The sequence below is a fragment of the Aureimonas fodinaquatilis genome (assembly GCF_008369445.1).
Taxonomy (GTDB): Bacteria; Pseudomonadota; Alphaproteobacteria; order Rhizobiales; family Rhizobiaceae; genus Aureimonas; species Aureimonas fodinaquatilis.
On record NZ_VTWH01000002.1, the window covers coordinates 1,002,988 to 1,017,395 of the forward strand.

General features: G+C 57.0%; 12 protein-coding genes, 3 tRNA genes and 1 pseudogene. 5 read left to right on the plus strand and 11 right to left on the minus strand.

Annotated elements, in window-relative coordinates:
• Nucleotides 1-127 (minus strand): GTP-binding protein (locus FPY71_RS10985; protein WP_246160481.1); only part of this gene is annotated, 127 nt, incomplete at its 3' end.
• A 322-nt stretch (nt 128-449) separates the two neighbouring features.
• On the opposite strand from FPY71_RS10985, the gene FPY71_RS10990 reads away from it, so the two are divergent.
• Nucleotides 450-1,541 carry an acyltransferase family protein gene (locus tag FPY71_RS10990; RefSeq protein ID WP_149300285.1) on the plus strand — a complete coding sequence of 364 codons (1,092 nt, stop codon included), beginning with the start codon at nt 450-452 and terminating at the stop codon, nt 1,539-1,541.
• A 137-nt stretch (nt 1,542-1,678) separates the two neighbouring features.
• Here the strand turns inward: FPY71_RS10990 and FPY71_RS10995 are convergent.
• Nucleotides 1,679-1,752 (minus strand) — tRNA-Gly (locus FPY71_RS10995).
• Between the two features lie 33 nt (nt 1,753-1,785).
• Nucleotides 1,786-1,870 (minus strand) — tRNA-Tyr (locus FPY71_RS11000).
• 157 nt (nt 1,871-2,027) lie between these two features.
• Between FPY71_RS11000 and FPY71_RS11005 the strand changes: the two genes are divergently transcribed.
• Nucleotides 2,028-2,840 (plus strand): TrmH family RNA methyltransferase, encoded by an 813-nt coding sequence (locus FPY71_RS11005; protein ID WP_149300583.1) that lies wholly within the window; start codon nt 2,028-2,030, stop codon nt 2,838-2,840.
• A gap of 25 nt (nt 2,841-2,865) precedes the next feature.
• Here the strand turns inward: FPY71_RS11005 and FPY71_RS11010 are convergent, their stop codons facing one another.
• A complete protein-coding gene (locus tag FPY71_RS11010; protein ID WP_149300286.1) occupies nt 2,866-3,144 on the minus strand; it encodes a hypothetical protein in 279 nt (92 codons plus the stop codon).
• 164 nt (nt 3,145-3,308) lie between these two features.
• On the opposite strand from FPY71_RS11010, the gene FPY71_RS11015 reads away from it, so the two are divergent.
• Both FPY71_RS11015 and FPY71_RS11020 read left to right on the plus strand, forming a co-directional pair.
• Nucleotides 3,309-3,848 (plus strand): TRAP transporter small permease subunit, encoded by a 540-nt coding sequence (locus FPY71_RS11015; protein WP_149300287.1) that lies wholly within the window; start codon nt 3,309-3,311, stop codon nt 3,846-3,848.
• Nucleotides 3,849-3,878: 30 nt separating this feature from the next.
• On the plus strand, nt 3,879-5,387 hold the full coding sequence (locus FPY71_RS11020) for a TRAP transporter large permease (protein WP_149300288.1): 1,509 nt from the start codon (nt 3,879-3,881) through the stop codon (nt 5,385-5,387).
• A gap of 57 nt (nt 5,388-5,444) precedes the next feature.
• Here FPY71_RS11020 and FPY71_RS11025 read toward each other — a convergent pair whose 3' ends face one another.
• The gene (locus FPY71_RS11025) at nt 5,445-6,548 is read right to left on the minus strand and encodes a TRAP transporter substrate-binding protein (RefSeq protein WP_149300289.1); all 1,104 of its coding nucleotides are present in this window, start codon (nt 6,546-6,548) and stop codon (nt 5,445-5,447) included.
• A gap of 212 nt (nt 6,549-6,760) precedes the next feature.
• On the opposite strand from FPY71_RS11025, the gene FPY71_RS11030 reads away from it, so the two are divergent.
• A tRNA-Thr gene (locus tag FPY71_RS11030) sits at nt 6,761-6,836 on the plus strand.
• A gap of 279 nt (nt 6,837-7,115) precedes the next feature.
• Here FPY71_RS11030 and FPY71_RS11035 read toward each other — a convergent pair.
• From FPY71_RS11035 to FPY71_RS11060, 6 genes and pseudogenes are all read right to left on the minus strand, one after another.
• Nucleotides 7,116-7,949: a 5-deoxy-glucuronate isomerase gene (locus tag FPY71_RS11035; protein ID WP_149300290.1), complete on the minus strand. Its 834-nt coding sequence runs from the start codon at nt 7,947-7,949 to the stop codon at nt 7,116-7,118.
• A gap of 112 nt (nt 7,950-8,061) precedes the next feature.
• The gene (locus FPY71_RS11040; RefSeq protein ID WP_149300291.1) at nt 8,062-9,024 is read right to left on the minus strand and encodes a C-terminal binding protein; all 963 of its coding nucleotides are present in this window, start codon (nt 9,022-9,024) and stop codon (nt 8,062-8,064) included.
• A 24-nt stretch (nt 9,025-9,048) separates the two neighbouring features.
• Nucleotides 9,049-10,779 (minus strand): ABC transporter ATP-binding protein, encoded by a 1,731-nt coding sequence (locus FPY71_RS11045; protein ID WP_246160348.1) that lies wholly within the window; start codon nt 10,777-10,779, stop codon nt 9,049-9,051.
• Nucleotides 10,772-11,602 (minus strand): annotated as a pseudogene (locus FPY71_RS11050) (ABC transporter permease); the annotation flags it as partial. The gene FPY71_RS11045 and the pseudogene FPY71_RS11050, both read right to left, overlap by 8 nt.
• 65 nt (nt 11,603-11,667) lie before the next feature.
• Nucleotides 11,668-12,654: an ABC transporter permease gene (locus FPY71_RS11055; protein WP_149300294.1), complete on the minus strand. Its 987-nt coding sequence runs from the start codon at nt 12,652-12,654 to the stop codon at nt 11,668-11,670.
• Nucleotides 12,655-12,748: 94 nt separating this feature from the next.
• Complete coding sequence (locus FPY71_RS11060; protein WP_149300295.1) at nt 12,749-14,362, minus strand: ABC transporter substrate-binding protein; 1,614 nt, start codon at nt 14,360-14,362, stop codon at nt 12,749-12,751.
• Nucleotides 14,363-14,408 lie beyond the last annotated feature (46 nt).

Here is a 14,408-nt window from a genome sequence, read left to right on the forward strand (position 1 = left end):
CATCCGCACGAAACTCGCCAAAATACTTCGTAATCGCAGCCGTCAAAGACGTCTTGCCATGGTCAACGTGACCAATCGTACCAATGTTCACGTGCGGCTTGTTCCGCTCGAATTTGCTCTTCGCCATGTCCGGTTTCCTGCAGCCTAGCTCAGTTAGAACTGCGGGCGACATAAAGGCTCATTCGAAGAATTACAAGCCAGCATATCTGCAAACGGTTCTGTTGCGGTGAAATACCCTGCCCCACGGCGCCGGCTGGCGCCAGCCTTTGCGCCCTTCAAAGATCACAAAGCGCAAAGCAGCACCGGCCAGTGCTGTGAACAACCGCGGCACGATTCGGCATAGGTTCCACGCATCCGCAAAATGATGCCCAAGCTTTACGGCCAAAGCATCTTTGCTCTCATCAGTTGCCCGATCAACTTGTCTGAAGTAGTGAGCGCTAAAAGGGTGGATGGAAACAAAACCAATGCAACAACCTAAGGTAGTGGAAGACTACTTATCAGATAAATTCAAACCGGATCAAAACAATTTACATCTTATAAGATTGATTGCCGCCATAGCTGTTATCTATGGCCATTCATATGCTGTAACGATGGAAGGCGGGGCGGATTTCATCAATAGAAATCTTGGTTTCGGCTTTACCGGCGGCCTGGCCGTCGATGCGTTTTTCGTCATCAGCGGCTTTCTTGTTACGGCCAGTGTCATGAAAGGTGACTGGATTTTCTTCATCACCTCACGCGCGTTAAGAATTTTTCCAGCACTCTGGGCATGCCTCTTGCTGACGGCCTTTGTTTTTGGCCCGTTGCTCGCGACAGGCCCATATGACTGGTCGGCGGCGCTGGACTATTTCTGGAGATTGGCCACCCTGCAACAGTTCATGCTGTTCATACCCGGACTGTTCACAGGGCTGCGAGATCAAGCTGTGAATGGAGTGCTCTGGTCTGTGCTGATAGAGGCCGAGATGTATTTTTGGACCCTCGTGCTCTTCGCTTCAGGAATCCTCAGACGTCGGGCGATCTTCAATACATTGTTTTTTATGACGCTCGTCGCAGGGTATTTTTCGCCGGGCGGTGTTGTACTGGGCTATGGTGCAACAGACCGCCACGTGATGCTGCTGTATGTTATCGGTGCATTTTTCTGGATCAACCGTGATATCATCAGGATCAATTCTATAGGCATCTGCCTGTGCATATTGCTCGGAGCCCTGACACAAGGAACGCCCAAATTCGAATATGCCTATCTGTTGATCCTTCCCTATCTGGTTTTCTCACTCGCAACCGGTCTCAAAATTCCGTGGTTCGACAATGTCGACTATTCCTACGGGGTTTATTTGTGGGGATGGCCGATTCAACAATCGATATTGCTGCTCTATCCGGCGATGACTGTGGTTGAAAACCAGCTCATAGCCATTCCGCTGGCACTTTTTGCCGGGGCCGCCTCATGGCACTTCATCGAGAGGCCCGCTCTGCGGCACAAGAGAGCAGTATCTGAACGTATACGGTCGCCATTCAGAGCAAAGCCTTTGGCCCAAACGGTGCCGTGAGGCTGGGAACCGCGACTGTGCGCATGGCCGTTGGCCACGAGGTGCGTAAAGCCGTGAATGCACGCGGCCTTACAGCCCACTGGCAATCAGCGGACACAGAGACCGGGCGCGACGCGAAACAGATTGTATGGGAAGGCTGGAGCGGGTAGCGGGAATCGAACCCGCGTATTCAGCTTGGAAGGCTGCTGCTCTACCATTGAGCTATACCCGCAAAGGCCGAAACGCCCTAAATACCAGATGACAATGGTGGAGGGAGTTGGATTTGAACCAACGTAGGCTAAGCCAACGGATTTACAGTCCGTCCCCTTTAACCACTCGGGCATCCCTCCAGACCTGTCGTCCGGCATTCAGACATTGCGAAGCAGCTGGAAACCAAGCTGGTGCGTCTCTGCTTCGAGCGGCGTTATGAAGGCCCGAGCGGCATCTGTCAACATGACTTCGACATCCCTTGTTGAGGAAATTTACCAGCTTGGTTATGAGCAGCATATGAGCAAACAACCGTCGTCACACACACCCAAAGATTCTCACTATGCAAGGTTGCGCCGCGCGCACCGCGACCGCCACGCGGAGCCCGCCAAACCGGCGGTTGACGGCATTGTGCGGCTCTATGGCCTGCACACAGTGGTTGCGGCTCTTGCCAATCCCCGACGCAAGCTCATTCGGCTCTATGCAACCCGCAATGCAGTGAACCGGCTGGAAATTGATCCCGAAAACCTGTCCTGCCCCTTCGAACTGGTCGAGCCAAGAGTTCTTGATTCGGAACTGGGTTCAGATGCTGTGCACCAGGGCGTGATGCTGGAAACCCGCCCGCTTCCGCCGCTGGGGCTCGACCATCTGGATGCGGCCGATCTGGTGCTGGTCCTGGATCAAGTCACTGATCCACATAATGTCGGAGCGATTCTTCGGTCGGCGACAGCGTTCGGTGCAGGTGCTGTCGTGACGACCACACGCCATTCTCCGCAGGAATCCGGCGTGCTTGCCAAATCGGCTTCCGGAGCGCTGGAGGAAATTCCCTATTTGCAGGTGGTTAATCTGGCAGAGGTGCTGGAAGACCTGACCCGGCGTGGATTTCAAACCATTGGCCTTGATTCGGATGGGCCAATGCCGTTGGAGCAGACTTTCAATGGCAAGCGGTTCGCTCTTGTTCTGGGCAGTGAAGGCAAAGGCTTACGCCAGAAAACTCGTGCAACGGTTGATGCGCTTGCACGGCTGGAAGCGCCCGGCGCTATCCGTTCATTGAATGTTTCGAATGCTGCGGCTGTGGCACTTTATGCGGCACGGCGGGCGATAACGTCTTGAGGCCCCGATCAGCCGGGAAGGCAACTTAGCACTCTGTTCCACTTTGCGAATTGTTCTGCATGTCGGCAGATTCGCAGTTTGCCAGCAGGATGAGCGCACGTCGCTCCAGAGCGCGCAGCCGCACATCGCGCAAGGTCAGGGGAAGCCGGACAGCGCGGGGTGCATGCGGCATATCAGCCATGGCCCGGCGTTGCATGCGGTTCAGAAGCAGAAGTTCAAAGGACAATCGCTGACGCAGAGTTTCCACCAGTCGCAGCTGCCGCCCCAACCTTTTGTCCGCCTTTCCTTCTGTTGATTCTGACAACAAACGACTTCCCCGATTTCGCCTTCGCAGCCAAAGTTATCTTGTCGCGAAAGAAAAGTCTGTCATTCTTGTGCCAATAATCGTAACGGCATTCTACCCTTGGGTGTCATTGGCTCGCGCGCTGATTGAATGACTATAGGGTTGCATCCACACAGGGGACTCTATTGGAACCACTTCTCGCGTTTTCAAAGGGTGTGGACCGTTTGAATGCCGGTTTTGCGGCAGTGGCAGACTATCTCGTTCTGTTTGCAGTGCTGGTGAGTGCGGGCAATGCTGTTGCCCGGTACCTCTTCAACCTCAGCTCGAACAGTATGCTGGAAATCCAGTGGTATATGTTTGCTGGCATGGTTCTGCTGGGTGCCGCCTATACTCTGAAGTTGAATGAGCACGTGCGGGTTGATGTGTTTTACTCACTCTTTTCGCAACGCAATCGACTGCTGATCGACATATTCGGCTTCACGGTTCTGTATCTGCCAGTGATTTTCTATTTCACCTGGCTGTGCTGGCCCATGTTCTGGCGCTCTTTCATCTCTGGCGAAACATCCATGAATGCCGGCGGCCTGATTCTCTGGCCGGCCAAACTGATGCTGCCGCTTGGCTTCGGGCTTCTGTTCCTGCAGGGCCTTTCAGAACTGATCAAGCGCTTTGCCGCGCTCAGAGGCTTGATCGCAATGGAAACAAAATACGAAAAGCCGCTGCAATAACGGCTGATACCGCTGCGAGGAACGCGTTGGATGTTCGAATATGGGCCAATGCCGCCGTTGATGTTCGGCAGCATGATCGTTTTTCTGTTGTTTGGCTTTCCTGTAGCGTTTTCTCTGGCAGCCGTCGGAATGCTGTTTGGCATTCTTGGCGTGGTTTTTGAGCATTTCAGCCCGGCCCTTTTGAATGCACTGCCATTGCGGTTTTACGGCACAATTTCCAATGACTTGCTTCTGGCGATTCCGTTTTTCACGTTCATGGGCGCCATTCTTGAGCGGAGCGGGCTGGCTGAGGATCTCTTGGAAGGCTCTGGCCAGTTGTTCGGTCCCCTGCCCGGCGGACTGGCCTATGCGGTCATTCTGGTGGGTGCGGTTCTGGGCGCTATCACCGGCACGGTTGCAGCCTCCGTCATCGCCATGGGCGTGGTCTCGCTGCCGGTGATGATGCGGTATGGCTATAATATGCGCCTGGCAACCGGCGTCATTGCGGCTTCGGGCACGATAACCCAGGTTATTCCACCATCGCTTGTGCTCATCATCCTTGCCGATCAGCTTGGCCGTTCCGTTGGTGACATGTATGCGGGTGCGATTGGCCCATCAATCCTGCAGATTCTGATCTTTTTGACATTCATTTTCATCATGTCTCGCCTGCGTCCGGAAATGATGCCGCCGCTGCCGCCAGAAGCGAGGACAATGCGCGGCTGGCCGCTGATCTGGCGGGTTATCAAGGCCATGGTGCCGTCACTTCTGCTGATTTTTGTGGTGCTTGGCACCATGTTTATGGGCCTTGCAACCCCCACCGAGGCCGGCGCCATGGGCGCTGTGGGTGCAATGATACTGGCTGCATTGCATGGGCGACTGAACTGGACACTCATTCGGCAGGCCATGGCAATGACAATGCGCCTGACTGCAATGGTGGTTTTCATTCTGCTCGGCGCGACGGTGTTCAGCCTGGTGTTCCAGGGAATGGATGGCGGTCACTGGATCCAGTATATGCTGTCACACATTCCGGGCGGCGCGATCGGCTTTCTGATTTTCGTCAACATCTTCATCTTCTTCATCGCATTCTTTCTCGACTTTTTTGAAATCGCCTTCATCGTCGTGCCGCTGCTGGTCCCCGTTGCCAATGCTCTCGGCATTGATCTGATCTGGTTTGGCGTGCTGCTTTGCGTGAACATGCAGACATCCTTCATGCATCCGCCATTTGGCTTTGCACTGTTTTATCTGCGCGGCATCGCTCCGCCCGAGGTCAAGACTTCCGACATCTACCTGGGCGCTATACCATGGCTCATGCTGCAACTGGTTCTTGTGGCCATTCTCATTTTCTGGCCGGAGTCTGTGACTTACTTCATCACTCCGGAAGCGGTGGTGGATCCGTCGACCATCCAGTTGAACATACCAATGCCCGAGCAACCGGCAGGTGGCGGCTTGCCAGGTGGCCTTGCGCCGCCCAGCTTCGGCACTCCACCGCCTCCAAGCTTTGGCGCACCTGCCCCACCCAGTTTTGGTGCGCCGCCCCCGCCAAGCTTCGGGGCGAACTGAATGCAAAAAGGCCGCAGCGTGAACTGCGGCCTTTTTGCTTGTTTAGTCTCGGTGGGTTTATTGGCCCGAGGCTTGCTTGCTGTAAGCGTAGGTGTCGTTGGTGAACTCTGCCACCCGGAACCACTCATAGCTTTGCGAACGGAACTGATTCCACGGATCGAACATCGCTTTCCAACGTGGATTGGTTTCACCCAGTTGCTTGTACAGCGCCTGGGAGGAATCATAGGAAGCATCCAGCACATCACGTGGCAGCGGACGCAATTGAACGCCTTTGCCCACCAGTGAACGAATGGCCTGCATATTCTTCACATCGTAATCTGCCAGCATGGAAATGTTGCAGGCACGGGAAACTGTGTCCAATGCCGCCCGGTAGCTTGCAGGCAGTTCATCGTATTTCTGTTTGTTGAAAACGTAGTGAACTGTTGGACCTGCTTCCCAGAATGCCGGGTAATAATAATAAGGTGCAACCTGATAGAAGCCGAGCTTCTCATCATCATAGGGGCCGACAAACTCGGTTGCATCGAGGGTGCCACGTTCCAATGCCGGGTAAACGTCGCCGCCGGCCAATTGCTGACCAATGACACCCAACGGTGCCAGAACCTGCCCTGCAATACCTGCGATGCGCATTTTCAGGCCGTTCAGATCCTGAACGCTGTTGATTTCCTTGCGGAACCAACCGCCCATTTGCGTGCCGGTGTTGCCGCCCGGGCGAGCAACGACATTGTACGGCTCAAGAAAAGAGTCGATCGCCTCATTGCCACCGCCATTGTAAAGCCAGGCATTCTGCTGACGGGCGTTCAATCCAAAGGGAATCGACGATCCAATAGCAAATGTCGGGTCCTTGCCGACATAGTAGTACAACACCGTGTGAGCGCCCTCGACCGTCTGATCGCCCACCGCGTCCAGTGCGGCAAGGCCTGGAACCAACTCACCTGCCGGAAAAACATCGATTCTGAATTTGCCATCTGTCAGGTCGGAAACCGATTTGGCAAAGAACTGACTGCTGCCAAAAAGCGTGTCCAGCGTATTTGGAAAGCTGGATGTCATGCGCCAGCGAATGCTGGGCGATTCCTGCGCGATTGCCGGCGCGGCAAGGGTTGCACCGGCCAAAGCCGCGCCACCAGCCAGACCAGACTTGAGAATGAAGTGTCGACGATCCAATGATGCCTCCCAAGATTCGGCGATGTTGCCGAAGTAAACCGAGCGATCAAACGCCTCAGGGTTGCAGTTTGCAAGATGGCGCACGAACGCAGGGCGTTTTCAGCCCAAAATTCGCAACAAATTTGCTACCGTGTAGCGAATTTGCGGCAACCTGTTCAAAATGCAATTTTGCGGGTGCACAGCAAAAATCTTTGTGCTATTGCCCCGTCTGTGCCGGCTTAGCTCAGCTGGTAGAGCACCTGATTTGTAATCAGGGGGTCGCGGGTTCGAGCCCTGCAGCCGGCACCATTCGAATATGTGCTTCGCGCAAATTCTTCAATTTCCCATCAAATTTTGTCGCGTTGCCATCGCCGTGCAGGCGATTCAAAAGTCGCATTAAATCCCATGCGACATGAGTGCGACATGGAACGGGCATTGACCCTGCGGCTTATCAGGCCAGGCATCTGCATCGACACTGAACTGTCTCATGGCATTGCCGGTGGCTAATTTGCAGACAGCCGCGAACGCAACAACGTTCGCGGCTGTCTGGCAGTCGGTCCGTGCGGAAATTCTTGACCCGTTGCCTCGCTATTTGAACTTGTCGCGCATTGCACCAAGGCCCGGAATATAGTCGATCAGATGGTCGTGAGTCTGATCGAAATGCTGAACCAGCCCCCGCTGATCGCGGCCCACCAATATGGTGAAAACATAGGCGCTGTGACCGGGCGAGGTTACCGTTGGGTGATAGCCCGTCGGTAGCAGGTAAGTATCGCCGTCTAGTGTCATGACCGCTTCCGGGGTTCCGTTATCATGATAATGGAACTGCGCGCCAAAGCCGGTCGGCGGGTTGTAGCGATAATGATACAGCTCGGCATGGTTGGTTTCACCGTTGCGATGAGTGTCATGCTTGTGTGGAGGGTAGCCCGACCAGCAGCCATCCTCAGCGTACAGCTCGCTCACCAGCAGGTTGCCCGCGCGGTCATTGGCATTCTGTCCAAGGATATGAAAAATCTCGCGCTTTGATTTTGTGTCGGAGGAGCCCACCACCACACTTTCAACCTCGTCTGGTCCGACGCGGAACGGCTTGCGCGCTTCGGTGAAGGCCCCGCCAGCGACAACGGCCTCAAGTGACGAGGTTGCCGTTATCGTAAATGGCTGTCCTGTGCCAAGGTAAACGCTGTCTGCCTTGCCCGACCAGATGTCCCTCCGGCCGCCAACACCCGTGAAAAGCTCAGTGCCGACGGCAACGTCGCATTGACCGGTCTGAACAACGACCACCGTTTCAAAGCCTGGCACATCCAGCGTCAGGCTCTCACCTGAGGCCAGGCGGATACGATTGAAATAGACATCCGGGAGATGCGGGTTACCGGCATCGACAATTGAGCGGTTGGCATTGTCTTCATTGCGTAAGATCAGGCTCATGCGGCATTCTCCGTGGATTGAAAAGACTGGATGTTTCAGACTTCGGCTGCGATGCCGCCCGGGCCAGGAGTGGAAAGGGCGGATTCGCCGGGGCAATCGAGCCTGGCGGCTTTCATGGGTTGACCCAATTATCCGGAGTTTGTCCGGACAGGATCGTTACGGCGGCAGCCGCGGCCTTCCCTTGCAAGCTCGCCACGGTTGCCTCGGAATACCAACCGGCATGGTCCGAAAGCACAACGTTCGACAGCGAGAGGAATGGATGATCGGGCGTTGGTGGTTCCTGACGCAGAGTGTCCAGACCGGCACCGAAGATGCGTTCAGCGCGCAAGATCTCGGTCAAGGCAACTTCATCAACATGCGCCCCGCGCGCTGTGTTCAGAAGGATTGCATCAGGGCGCATGGCCGCAAGGAAGGCTCGATCAATCATCGGGCGGTCCGGGTCAGTAGCCGGCGCATGAATCGAGACGATCTGCGCGGATCGGGCCAGTTCGCCCAAACTGACCTGCGTAACCCCCGCCGCTTTCGCAGCTTCGGGTGTCAACCACGGATCATGCACGATGACATCCTTAACCCCGAAGGCGGCAAACCGGCTTCGCACAGCGCGGGCAATTCTGCCAAAGCCAATGAGGCCGAGCACCTGCCCGCCGATCCGCCCTATCGGTGAAGCCTGAGCAATGCCCCAGACACCCTGCCGCACCGCGGTGTCACCACTGACAACGCGCCGCTGCACGGCAAGATAGAGGGCAAGCGTATGGTCCGCCACCTCAATATCCGCGCCATAGTCGGGAATATTGACAACCTTGATCCCCTGCTCACGCGCCTGATCCAGATCGATCCGATCTATCCCGACACCGTAGCGCACGATACCTTTGGCTTGCCGGCAGGCTTGTATCACTCCGGCATCCATTGCCGTGTCACGTACGAACAGGATAGGAGCCTCGGCCACGCCTTTCAGGAGGCGCGACCGATCATTCGCCCACTCCAGGACATGAACCCCGACGCCGAAGGGCGCAAGGGCCGCCATCTCGGTCTGATGGCAGGCGTAACCCGGTGCGATAACAACGGCAGAAGACATGATATCTCCAAATGAAATGCCGGTTCAGGCGGCGGCTTCCGCGACACGGCCACCTTCGGCCGCGGCCAGCAGTGTGCGCGTGTATGGATGGTTTGGATGGCGAAGGATCTGACGGTAATCGCCTTCCTCGACGAATTTGCCGGACTGCATCACAACCACCCGGTCGGATATGTACTGCACCACCGCAAGATCGTGCGATATGAACAGGAAGCTGAGGTGAAACTGTTCCTTCAGATCCGCCAGCAGATTGAGAATCTGCGACTGGACCGACACATCCAGCGCAGAAACCGGCTCGTCGCAGATGACAAGCGAAGGGCGCAGGATCAGTGCACGGGCGATGCCGATCCTCTGCCGCTGGCCACCGGAAAATTCGTGCGGATAACGCAGCACGCTTCGCGCGGGAAGCCCGACATTCTCGATGACCTCCGCTATCCGTCTGCGCCGCTCGGCTTTGTCTTTCACACCGTGCAGACGCAGCGGAACATCCAGAATATTGCCGACGGTGTGGCGCGGATTCAGCGATCCGAACGGGTCCTGGAAAATCATCTGCATGTTGGCGCGCAGGGATTGGAGCCCGGCCCCCTCCAGCCTTGTAATGTCCCGCCCCTCAAACAGCAGCGAGCCTGACGTGGCTTGCGTAAGCCGCATAATTGTCCGTGACAATGTTGATTTTCCGCAGCCGGATTCGCCAACCAGCCCCAGCGTTTCGCCCTTGCGGATGGTCATGCTGACATCGTCAACCGCACGCAGCTCGGTGTCGCCAAGATTGTAGCTGGTGACGAGGTTGCGAACCTCCAGAATAGGCGGTGACACCACATCCACTGGCGGAAGAGGACGACGCGCGGGCACATGGAGGTCGTATTCATATCCTCCTTCCGCATCGCGCGTTATGCGGATTTCTGAAAGGGCGCGGCTGCGGTAGTGTATGTCCTGATCCACCCGGATCGAGGCCCCAATCAACCCGCGCGTATAGGGATGACGACCGGCGGTGAACAGGTCCGCGGCCTTGAGTTGCTCCAGCTTCTCGCCATGATGCATGACGATGACCTCATCAGCCCAGCGCGAGACCACTCCGAGGTCGTGGGTGATCAGCAAAATCGCCATGCCCAGCTTGCGTCGCAGCTCGTCGATCAGTTCCAGGATTTGCGCCTGAACGGTTGCATCCAGCGCAGTCGTGGGTTCATCGGCGATAAGCAGCCGCGGGTTTCCGGCGATCGCCATTGCGATCATGACCCGCTGGCGTTGTCCGCCCGACAATTGATGCGGATAGGCATCGAGCCGCTTTTCAGGATCGGGCAGCCGAACCAGACGCAGCAGCTCCAGCGCACGCTCGCGCGCTGCCTGGGCTGTCACCTTGGCCTCGTGATAGCGGATTGCTTCGACGATCTGGTACCCGATGCGGTGCACGGGGTTGAGCGAGGTCATCGGCTCCTGAAAGATCATTCCGATCTGGTGGCCGCGAACCTTGCGCAGTTCCGTCATCGGCAGATCGACCAGATTGCGGCCGTTGAACATGAGCTTGCCGCTGAGCTGCGCGTTGCGTGGCAGAAGCCGAAGCACCGACAGGGCGGTCGTGGATTTACCACATCCTGATTCACCGACCAGCGCCACGGTTTTGCCAGCGGGTATCTGGAAGCTCAGGCCGTCGACTGCGGTGGCCGTTCCTCCCTGAACCTTGAACGTCACGGAGAGGTTTTGCACATCCAGGATGGCGGGGGCGTTATCCATCGTTTTTCCCTGCTCCGATTCAGTCATTCTGGCTCCGCGGGTTCAGCGCGTCGTTCAGCCCGTCGCCCAGCATGTTGAGCGCAAGCACCGTCAGGACGATGGCAAGTCCCGGCAAGGCCGTCAGGTACCAGGCGGTGCGGATAAATTCGCGCCCCGAACCGATCATCGAGCCCCATGAGACAATGTTGGGATCGGACAAGCCCATGAAGGACAAGCCGGATTCCATGAGTATGGCGCTGGCCACCATGATGGATGATGTGACAATCAACGGTGGCAGCGCATTGGGCAGGATTTCGCGCCACATGATATGCCCTGCCCCGCAGCCCAGGCTTCGCGCCGCCGTGATATAGTCTCTTTGACGGATCGATCGGAACTCGGCTCGGGACAGACGAGCGATTGTCGGCCAACTCACAATGGCAATAGCAATGGAAACAATGGTGGGCGTTGGATCAAGAACAGCGACAATGACCACCACCAGCACGAAATTGGGCAGGGTCTGGAAAACCTCGATCAGCTTGACCAGCACGACATCAACCCAACCACCAAAATAACCAGCCGTTGCGCCAACTGTCAGCCCGATGCCAAAACCCAAAACGGTCGCGGCCAACCCGACATAGAGCGAGATGCGCGCGCCATGCAGGGCCCCGGCCAGAACATCGCGGCCCAGTGCGTCCGTGCCCAGCGGATAGGCCCAATCCTGACCGGGCCACAGGAACGGCCGGGCCACCATGTTTAACGGATCAACGGGGTACAGCACCGGAGCCAGCAGGGCCAGAACCGCCACCAGCGCCAGGATGGAAAGGCCAATCACCGCATTGGGATTGGTCAGAAACAACCGCAGCTCGCGCCGGGAAAGATCAGCCTCGGCAACGTCGTGAGGCGAGACCGGTGCTGTTTTCAGGAAAGGAATACGCATCAGTGAGCCCCGATTTTTGGATCAAGAAACGCATGCAGAAGATCGATCAGCGCGTTCATGATGATGACGAGGAACGAGGATAGAAGCAGAATTCCGAGCAGCACCTGCAGATCGCGACCAAGCACGGATTCAAATGCCAGTCGGCCAAGGCCAGGAAGACTGAAGACGGTTTCGACCACGACAGCGCCGCCCAGCATTGCACCAACATGCATTCCGGCCATGGTCGTGATCGGGATCAGCGCATTGCGCAGAATGTGGTGCACGGTGACGACTATGGGGGGCAGGCCTTTGGCGCGGGCAGTCCGCACATAATCCTGCGACCTGACCTCCAGCATTGCCGCCCGTGTCAGCCGCCCGTAAATGGCAACATAGTAAAGAGCGAGCGAGGCCGCAGGCAGCACCAGATAACGGGCCTTGTCGACAATCAGATCCCACCCGGTCAGCCCCATCCCGATACTTCCCGATCCGCCGCTGGGCAACCAGCCCAGCTTGACCGAGAACAGCACGATCAGCATCAGGCCAATCCAGAAATTCGGGATGGAATAAAACAGCAGCGACAGAACCGACAGAACTCTGTCGGGCAACCTGCCGGCGAAGGCCGACATGATCGCGCCGAGCACAATGCCGATCAGAACGGCAGTGCTGAGCGCCAGCACCATCAGCAAGAGCGTGCCCGGCAGGCGTTGCGCAATCAATTCGGAAACCGGCACCCCGAAGCGGGCGGATGTGCCAAGATCAAGATGGGCCAGCCGCCCGAGATAGCTGATCAATTGCTCAACCACCGGGGCATTGAGGCCGAACCGCTCACGCATTTCGGTCATGCCCTCAAGTGTCGCCGCGCCTGACTCGGCAGCCAGCACGTCGACCACATCTCCCGGCGCCATTTGCAGGAGAATGAAGTTCAGGATGACGATGATGATCGCCGTGGGAATAGCCTGGAGGATACTGCTGCGCAATGTACGCAGGACGCGGCGGAAGCTGGACAAGAGGACCTCCTCAAAGGTTTCCGAACGGTCGCCAGACCTGCGGACAGGATCAGCGAAGAGGCTTCGGCGCCGCGCGGCGCCGAAGCCCGCGGTGTCATTCCGCAGTCAGATACACATCAGCCATGTTGCTCCACAGCCCTTCAGCCGCCTGCGTGTGGTTGTGCACCCGTTTGTTGAAGACCGTCAGCTGTTCGATTTCGATCAGCGCAATAGCTGGAAGGTCTTCGGCCACCTGGCGCTGGAAGGCCTCGAAATATTCGTGACGCTTCTGTTCGTTGGGCTCACGTGCGGCTGCAATCAGCGCTGCATCGGCCGCCTCGCTGGCGTAATGTGTGCCATTCGAGAACGGCACACCCTTTGTGAAGGACGTTGACAGATAGTTGCGCTGAATGCCGATGGTCGGATCAAACGTTGCCGAATTCGTCGTGGTGTAAAACTCGAAATCCCTGTCCGTATAGATGCGCTTGACGTAAGTCGCGTAATCGGTGCTGCGCACATTCACCATGATGCCAAGTTGGGCCATTGCGCTCTTGATGAACTCGGCCTGGCTCTTCATTGGCGAGAAGCCCGGATAATAATCGATGGTGGTTTCGAAACGAATGCCATTGGCACCCTTTGGATACCCGGCCTCATCCAGCAGCGCATTGGCCTTTTCAAGATCCACAGCCTTGGTTTCAACCGGAATGTGGAACCGCGCAATACCCGACGGAATGGCGGAAGTGCCGGGCTTGCCATAGCCAAACCAGGCTGAATCAACCAGAAGCTGCTTGTCGATCGCCAGCTCGATGGCCTGCCGCACAAGCGGGTTGGAATATTTCGGATCGTCGAAGTTGAAGACCAGGCGGGCAATGGTGTTGCGCGAGGTGTAGCCATCCGTGGTGACATCAATGGTTGGGGTGGCGGTCAGCCGCTCGACATCGGAATAGGAGATCGGGGTTTCATCGCCGATCAGAATTTCACCGGTTTCGAAGGCGGCTGAACGAGCTGCCTGATCGGTCATAACCCGGAAGACAATCCCGTCCAGATAGGGCTTGCCTTCATCCCAGTAGTCCGGGTTGCGCTCATAGATGATGTGGCTGCCGCGCACCCATTCCTTGAACTTGAACGGACCCGTACCGATCGGCGAGCGGATGGCCGGGTTTTGCGCAGCATCTTCGTCGATCTTGAAGATGTGGGCAGGAACGATTGGCATCTCGGCGGCAGCAAGGCCGTAGAGCAGATAAGGGGCTGGCGCCGACATGCGAAAGATCACGGTCAGCGGATCGGGGGTTTCGATTTCCGCGATGTTGGCGACAATTGCCTGCGAACGCGGATGCCCCTTGCGCAGCAGCGTATAGGAAACCTTCACGTCTTCCGAAGTGAACGGCTCGCCGTCATGCCATTTCACATCCGGGCGCAGCTTGAACGTGTAGGTCATGCCGTCTTCGGCAACATCCCACTCGACGGCCAGCTGCGGCCGCGGCGTCAAATCGAAATCATAGGTCAACAGCCCTTCATTCGTCTTGGCAGTGGTGCGCGTTGCACCGGCGCTGACAATGTTGACCAGTCCAACGGAAGGCTCCGCCATCAGCACAAAAGTCAGAATGCCCCCATGGACCGGCTCGGCCGTCGCTTCCTGCGCCCAGGCCGGTCCGAATGTGGCCAGGCATGTCGAGGCAAGAAGCGTGCCGACCAGGAAGCGGCGGCGGTTGAGTGTGGATATCGCCATTTCTTTTTCCTTTTTCCTGTCGTTGTCACGGGCATTCTCGCCCAAC

Coding starts and splice junctions, on each gene's coding strand:
- FPY71_RS11035 (WP_149300290.1), bottom strand. CDS start 7,949: ATGAGCCTGATCTTACGCAATGAAGACAATGCCAACCGCTCAATTGTC.
- FPY71_RS11020 (WP_149300288.1), top strand. CDS start 3,879: ATGTTCGAATATGGGCCAATGCCGCCGTTGATGTTCGGCAGCATGATC.
- FPY71_RS11045 (WP_246160348.1), bottom strand. CDS start 10,779: ATGACTGAATCGGAGCAGGGAAAAACGATGGATAACGCCCCCGCCATC.
- FPY71_RS10990 (WP_149300285.1), top strand. CDS start 450: ATGGAAACAAAACCAATGCAACAACCTAAGGTAGTGGAAGACTACTTA.
- FPY71_RS11005 (WP_149300583.1), top strand. CDS start 2,028: ATGAGCAAACAACCGTCGTCACACACACCCAAAGATTCTCACTATGCA.
- FPY71_RS11060 (WP_149300295.1), bottom strand. CDS start 14,362: ATGGCGATATCCACACTCAACCGCCGCCGCTTCCTGGTCGGCACGCTT.
- FPY71_RS11040 (WP_149300291.1), bottom strand. CDS start 9,024: ATGTCTTCTGCCGTTGTTATCGCACCGGGTTACGCCTGCCATCAGACC.